The organism is Pseudomonadota bacterium (assembly GCA_039815145.1).
GTDB lineage: Bacteria > Pseudomonadota > Gammaproteobacteria > Steroidobacterales > JBCBZW01 > JBCBZW01.
The window spans coordinates 1-6,683 of sequence record JBCBZW010000198.1 but is presented as its reverse complement, the minus strand read 5'-3'; the positions used below and the strand labels follow the sequence as shown (position 1 = coordinate 6,683).

Annotated in this window: 5 protein-coding genes; 2 read left to right on the top strand and 3 right to left on the bottom strand. The window is 64.3% G+C overall.

Features of this window, described 5'->3' with window-relative positions:
- Window positions 1-93: 93 nt before the first annotated feature.
- Window positions 94-774, bottom strand: coding sequence for a deoxyribose-phosphate aldolase (deoC, locus tag AAF184_23995; GenBank protein MEO0425417.1), 681 nt, complete (start codon window positions 772-774; stop codon window positions 94-96).
- A gap of 75 nt (window positions 775-849) precedes the next feature.
- On the opposite strand from deoC, the gene rbsK reads away from it, so the two are divergent.
- Complete coding sequence (rbsK, locus tag AAF184_23990; GenBank protein MEO0425416.1) at window positions 850-1,761, top strand: ribokinase; 912 nt, start codon at window positions 850-852, stop codon at window positions 1,759-1,761.
- Window positions 1,762-1,771: 10 nt separating this feature from the next.
- Here the strand turns inward: rbsK and AAF184_23985 are convergent, their stop codons facing one another.
- Window positions 1,772-2,056 carry a hypothetical protein gene (locus AAF184_23985; protein MEO0425415.1) on the bottom strand — a complete coding sequence of 95 codons (285 nt, stop codon included), beginning with the start codon at window positions 2,054-2,056 and terminating at the stop codon, window positions 1,772-1,774.
- 233 nt (window positions 2,057-2,289) lie between these two features.
- Window positions 2,290-3,219 (bottom strand): hypothetical protein, encoded by a 930-nt coding sequence (locus tag AAF184_23980; protein ID MEO0425414.1) that lies wholly within the window; start codon window positions 3,217-3,219, stop codon window positions 2,290-2,292.
- Window positions 3,220-3,657: 438 nt separating this feature from the next.
- Between AAF184_23980 and aceE the strand changes: the two genes are divergently transcribed.
- Window positions 3,658-6,339, top strand: a complete 2,682-nt coding sequence (gene aceE, locus AAF184_23975) for a pyruvate dehydrogenase (acetyl-transferring), homodimeric type (protein MEO0425413.1) — start codon at window positions 3,658-3,660, stop codon at window positions 6,337-6,339.
- Window positions 6,340-6,683 lie beyond the last annotated feature (344 nt).

The window sequence follows — 6,683 nt, the reverse complement described above, 5'->3', positions numbered from 1 at the left end:
CCTCCTCCCGTGGGGCCTGCCACGCTCGTCGTCGCGCCGCACTCAGGAACAAAAGTCCCGTGCGTATTCCTCAACGAACTAAATGATAGGACACTAGTAGCCCGCGCTGCCCTGGCCGTCGGTCACGATGGCGACCCCGGCGCTGCACCCCAAGCGCGTTGCGCCCGCCTCCAGCATGGCGATGGCGCGAGCGCGGTCGCGGATGCCTCCGGCGGCCTTCACGCCCATCTGCGGACCGACCGCCGCACGCATGAGCGCCACGTCCTCCACGGTGGCGCCCGCGGCGTTGAAGCCGGTGGAGGTCTTTACGAAGGCCACCTCAAGGTCGCGGCAGACTTCGCAGGCGCGGCGCTTCTGCGCGTCGTCCAGCAGAGATGTCTCCAGGATCACCTTCAGGGGCACGTCGCCACACGCCGCCTTCACCGCGGCGATGCCCTCGCTCACGGCCGCCCAGTCGCCATCGCGTGCGCTGCCAACGGACATCACCATGTCGATCTCGCCGGCTCCCGCCTCGATAGCGCAGCGCGCCTCGAAGGCCACCGCGCTCGGCAGGCTCGCGCCCAAGGGGAAGCCAACGACGCTGCAGGGGGTCACGGTGCTATCCGCCAGCCATGTGGCCACGCGCGCGACCCAGCGACTGTTCACGCACACCGACGCGAAGCCGTACTGCAGCGCCTCGCGACACACCTGATCGATCTGCTCAGCTCGGGCCTCCGGCTTGAGCAAGGTGTGCTCGATGGTGCTTGCAAGTGTTGCAGAGCTGAGTTCACTCATGGCGCCCACCGCCAGCTACGGGAAAGGGCGCTAGGCTACACTGTCGCGAACGCAATAAGAACGGCCTTCATCGTCATGGAAATTGCAGTCATCGGCTCGTGCATGGTTGACCTCATCGCCTACACGGACACGATCCCGAAGGCCGGTGAAACCCTCGTGGCCAGGGAATTCGCCATGGGCTGTGGCGGCAAGGGCGCCAACCAGGCGGTGGCAGCGGCGCAGCTCGGCAGCGACGTGCTGATGATGGCACGGCTCGGCGACGACGCCTTCGCCGACAATACGTTGCAGAACTTCGCCAAGTTCGGTGTGAATACCGACTTTGTGACCAAGGTGCCGGGCGTTTCCAGCGGCGTTGCGCCGATCTGGGTGGACGGGGACTCTCAGAACCGCATCCTGATCATCCCCGGCGCCAACCTGCATCTGCTCCCCGCAGATATCGAGGCCGCCGCCGACCGTCTGCGCCGGTGCAGCATGATCATCCTCCAGCTCGAGGTGCCGTTGAAGACGGTGTACGCAGCTATCGAGTTCGGTAACGCCAACGCTATCCCCGTCCTCCTGAACCCGGCCCCCGCGAGCACGGCGCTCTCCATGGACTATGCGTGTCGTTGCGACTACGTCGTGCCCAACGAGACGGAGTTGGAGATCCTGACGGGCATGCCGGTGGGCACTGACGCGCAGATCATCGCCGCGGCCCAGTCAATGCTGTCGCGCGGGCTGAAAAACCTGATCGTGACCCTGGGCGAGAAGGGAGCGCTCTGGTTGCGCGGCGACGAGAAGACGCTGGTGCCGGCGCCAAAGGTGGAGGCTGTGGATACCACCGGCGCCGGGGATGCGTTCATTGGTTGCTTTGCCTCGGCCCTGGCCAAGGGCAGCGCGGTGGAGGCGGCACTGGCTACAGCGGTGCGCTACGCCTCGCACAGCGTGACGGGCAAGGGGACGCAAACGTCCTATGCGCAGGCTGCGGAGTTCGCCGCCTGGTCACCGTAAGGGCCGCCAACTAACTCTTTGGTTTGCCTGAGGCTTTCGGGTAGAGGGCGTCTTCGTTGGGCGCTTCGTGGGCGGCGAGTGCGGCACGATAGTCGCGCGCGGCGCCGTCCCCCGCAGGCTTGCCAGAACGGTGCAGCCACCAGCGCGTGTTGCCGTTGCCGTCGAGCTGCTGGCTGTTGCGGAACAGCTTGGGTTTGGCGTGGGTGGGTTGAGATGGTTGATCTTCCTGGAGGGCCTTCAGATGGGCCTTCCAGCGGTTTTCCGAGCGCTCTCGCTCAGCGGCTCCCTTGCGCATACTCCCCTCTTGCCGCCGCGTGGGCGACATCGCTCCCTTGTTACGCGGCAGCCATTCTACGAACACTCACGGAGCGATCACAACGGTCGTTGCACAAGCAAAAGTCGCCAAAGGGGTAGGAGCGGCAGTTCATCTCGCGCGCAAAGCACCGAAGCGTACCGAACGCAAGTCTTGCAACATGATTGCAAGACGTTGAGATGCACTCGAATGGGGCATGCGGGCTAGTGAAAGGTCTATTCGTTTGCAGTGCCTTGTTCAACTCGTTCGTACACGGAGACCGCGCCTCGGTGCCTGCCCGGGGACGATCCCCTCACCTCTTGCGCCCAGAAGTAAACGTCGTGCTCAACCGTGGTGGGCACGGGGCGGCCGTCGACGCATGCGGGCAGGTAGCGGTAGCGACTGAGCACAGTCGATGCTTCTTTGAGGAATTTCTTGTGCGGAGGCCTCCCATCTTCCTTGGCGTCTGGGGATTCCACCAGCGATACGCTTTGCACGAGCCCTTGGCTGTCGAGCGCAAGCCGGAGCGTGAACCCCTCGGAGCGACCGGGTTTTAGCAGATGCTTAGGGTACTCGGGCGCAAGCTTGCGGATCGGGACGGCGCGGTTCCAGACAATAGCCTCGCATACTGGCTCGGAGATGCTGCCGATGTTGTCGCGCCACGTGGCTTCGGGCGCGCTGCCTAGCGCCTGCTGCTGCACCTGAATCTGCGCGCTGATTACAACTCCTAACACTAAAATTCCCAAAGGGAATTGCTCTGTCTGCCCTTCCAGCGCCTTTGCTGATGCTGCAAACCATGAGAGGGCATCCGAGAACGGGTCGTCGCCGTAATTCTCGGCGCACGTCAGCAGCCCCAGGGAGAAGGCGGCAAAACCCCGGTCGGTCCCAGTCGCATTTTCGACCTTACCCTGCAGGAAGGTCCAAGGGTCTGACTGCATGTCCAGCCAATCGCCTTGGCTGTCTTTCCAGTACTGATGTTCACAGCTCGAGAACGCCGGGATGTCTTGCTCACGTTGGAACGTGTGATCGCAGACGCTGATCAGGTGCATCATCGGGTAGTCGGACTTCGCGGAGATTTCCAAGAGCATGCGTCGTGCCTCGGCGGCCCGCTCGTTCCTGGCTTCGGAGGCTGGGCGCCGCCCGGCAATAACAGCGAAGACGTTCAAGGGTGACCTGGGTCCGGAGATCAAGACGGGATACTTGTACCCGGCTTCCTCCAAAAAAGGACTGGTCGAGTAGAGAATCGGCTTGTACGTGCGGAGCACGGGAGCGCCCAGGAGCGCGAAGGAGCACGCGGTTGCCTGACCAAGGGTCGGGATCATGCCTAGCCCAACTGCCAGGCAGATGGACCAACGCCGAATCAGTGGATTTTTGCGCTTGAGGACGAACATCTGATCAGTGTTATTGCGCCGTGCAGTGCGCGTTGAAGAGGCAACCGGCGAGGTCACCGGCTGGTGAGGGTCCAGGGTAGCAACGCTCCGTCGGATAACTCAAAACCGGTGGAATACTGATCCGCAGATCATGTGCGTCCCCATTTGCCCCGCTAGACTAGCGTGACGGCTCGAGCACCTTCGAGGATCCACTTGGCATATGGGCGGGGACAGATGAGCGACATGGACGGGGTGGGCGACAACCCGCGGGACGACGACCCCGACGAGACCTCCGACTGGTTGCGCTCGCTCGAGTCCGTCCTCGAACACGGCGGTCGCGAGCGCGCCGCCTACCTCCTGCGACGGCTCGAGTTGCACGGTCAGCACCTGGGCGTATCTTTGGCACCACAGCGCTACTCCGCTTACCGCAACTCCATCCCCTTGCAGGAGCAGCCGCCCTATCCCGGAGATCTCGCGATCGAGCAGCGACTGGTCGGCCTCATGCGTTGGAACGCCCTCTGCATGGTGGCCCGCGCCAACGCTGCCCATGGCGAACTAGGCGGCCACATCGCCACCTACGCCTCGGCCGCCGAGATCTTCGAGACGGGCTTCAACCACTTCTTCCGAGGCCCTGACGCGGAGGATGGCGGCGACCTCGTGTACTTCCAGCCGCACTCCTCACCCGGCATCTACGCTCGTGCCTTCCTCGAGGGTCGCCTCGACGAGGAGCACCTCCTGCGCTTTCGCCGGGAGACCCACGGCGGTGGGCTGTCGTCCTATCCGCACCCGATGCTGATGCCGGACTTCTGGCAGTTCCCCACCGGCTCCATGGGCATCGGCGCCATTAACGCGATCTACCAGGCACGCTTCCTGCGCTATCTCCAGGCGCGTGGCATGGCCGATACGCACGCGCGCCGAGTGTGGGGCATCTTCGGCGACGGTGAGATGGACGAACCCGAGTCCATCGCCGCCCTGTCGCTCGCCGCGCGCGAGCGCCTCGGCAACCTTACCTTCATCATCAACTGCAACCTTCAGCGTCTGGACGGCCCCGTGCGTGGCAACGGCCAGATCATCCAGGAGCTGGAGTCCCTGTTCTCGGGCGCCGGATGGCAGGTGCTCAAGGTGCTGTGGAGCAGCGATTGGGATGCCCTGTTCGCCGCCGACAAGCACAACGCCCTGCTGCGCCACTTCGCCAACACGGTGGATGGCCAATACCAGACCCTGGGCGCTAACGACGGCGAGTACAACAAGGAACACTTCTTCGCCCTCGACCCCGAACTGCAGGCGCTCGTCTCCCACATGTCCGTGGCGGAAATCAACGACCTGCGCCGAGGCGGCCATGACATGCGAAAGCTTTACGCGGCCTTCGCCAAGTCGACGGAAGATCTCGACCGCCCAACGGTTATCCTAGCCAAGACCAAGAAGGGCTTTGGCATGGGCGCGGCGGGGGAGTCGCGCATGACGGCGCACCAGCAGAAGAAGTTGAACGACACGGCGCTGCTGGAGTTTCGCGATCGCTTCGATCTGCCGCTCACGGACAAGCAGGTCGCCGAGATGGCCTTCTGGCGCCCGGCGAAGGGCAGCGCGGAGCACGAGTATCTGCAGTCCCGCCGACGGCGGCTCGGTGGGTACCTGCCGTGTCGCCGTACGCAGGCCGAGCGGGTGCCCGTGCCGCCGATCGAGTCGCACGCCGCCTTCGCCCTCCAGGCGGACGGCCACGCCATGTCGACCACGTCGGCGTGGGTGCGTCAGCTCTCGCAGATGCTGAAGGACGCCGCCCTTGGCCCGCGCATCGTGCCCATCGTGGCGGACGAGGCGCGCACCTTCGGCATGGCGCCGTTGTTTCGCCAGATTGGCATCTACTCGCCGGACGGCCAACGCTACAATCCCGAAGATGCCAAGTCGCTGCTCGTCTATCGCGAGAGCGCCAACGGACAGTTGCTCGAGGAGGGGATCACGGAGGCGGGGTCCGTATCGTCCTGGGTGGCGGCGGCCACGTCCTACAGCACCAATGGGCTAGCGATGCTGCCCGTGTACATCTTCTACTCGATCTTCGGTTTCCAGCGGATCGGCGACCTGATCTGGGCGGCGGCTGATCAACGGGCGCGCGGATTTCTGATCGGGGCCACTGCTGGGCGAACGACCTTGTCAGGTGAAGGGCTGCAGCACCAGGATGGGTCGAGCCATGTGATGGCGGCGACGGTGCCGAGCTGTCGTGCCTACGATCCGGCCTTTGCCTACGAGGTGGCGGTGCTCTTCGACCACGGCGCACGGCGCTTGTTGGAGGAGCAGGTGGATGAGTTCTACTACCTGACCGTCTCGAACGAGTCGTTCGCGCAGCCGTCCATGCCTGCGCATGTGGATCCGGCGGACATCGTGGCGGGACTGTACCGCTACCAGCGCTTTGGCGGGGATGGCGAAGCAGCGCTACGGTTGCTTGGGTCGGGGCCGATCCTAAACGAAGTGTTGCGGGCGGGCGAAGCGCTGGCGGAGGCGCTGGACTGCGTGGTTGATGTCTTCAGTTTGACGTCGGCGAGTGAGGTGGTTCGTGGGGCGAACGAGGCGGAGCGCTGGCGTAGGCTGAACCCAGCGGGGCCGGAGGTGGAGTCCCAGCTGCATAGAATGCTACCCGGCGAGGCGCCGGTGATCGCGGCGACGGACTACGTGCGCGCCGTCGTGCAGCCGCTCGCTGCCCATGTGCAGGGCAGGTTTGTGACCTTGGGTACGGATGGCTTCGGCCGCAGTGACACCCGAGCGAACCTGCGGGCCTTCTTCGAAGTGGATGATCACCATGTCTTCACTGCGGGGGTGTGGGCGCTGCTGGAAACGGGGCGCATCGATGCGCAGTCCGCCGACAAGGCGTTGCGTGCGCTGAGCCGGCGAGTGCCTGACGAGACGCCTCCTTGGCGTCGATAGAGTTTGCATTTGCGCTAGTCACCTAAGCGATTGACTGCCCGAGTGGGGGCGCTATTCTGAGCCGAAGGACTCACGGATTATGTGCAGGAGGCGCTCAATGGTTCATCGGGTCGCAACACTATTCGCAACGGCGTTCGTCTTAAGTGTGCCTTCGGTGCAGGCGCAGTCCTGCGGTGAGGTGCTCGCCAGCGATACCGCGCTCACCTGATCTGCGACGGCGCCGGGCTGACCATCGCCGCTAGCTGACTATCCTGCTTAGTCCCACCAAAGATAGAGCGAGTTAGCGCGGCGCATCTCCTTCGCGAGGGCGGCCACATCGCCGGTACCCTGGTCCACAAGGTCTG

What these genes read in the sequence shown, in the direction of transcription:
- deoC (MEO0425417.1), bottom strand. Translation starts at nt 774, where the DNA reads ATGAGTGAACTCAGCTCTGCAACACTTGCAAGCACCATCGAGCACACC.
- rbsK (MEO0425416.1), top strand. Translation starts at nt 850, where the DNA reads ATGGAAATTGCAGTCATCGGCTCGTGCATGGTTGACCTCATCGCCTAC.
- AAF184_23985 (MEO0425415.1), bottom strand. Translation starts at nt 2,056, where the DNA reads ATGCGCAAGGGAGCCGCTGAGCGAGAGCGCTCGGAAAACCGCTGGAAG.
- aceE (MEO0425413.1), top strand. Translation starts at nt 3,658, where the DNA reads ATGAGCGACATGGACGGGGTGGGCGACAACCCGCGGGACGACGACCCC.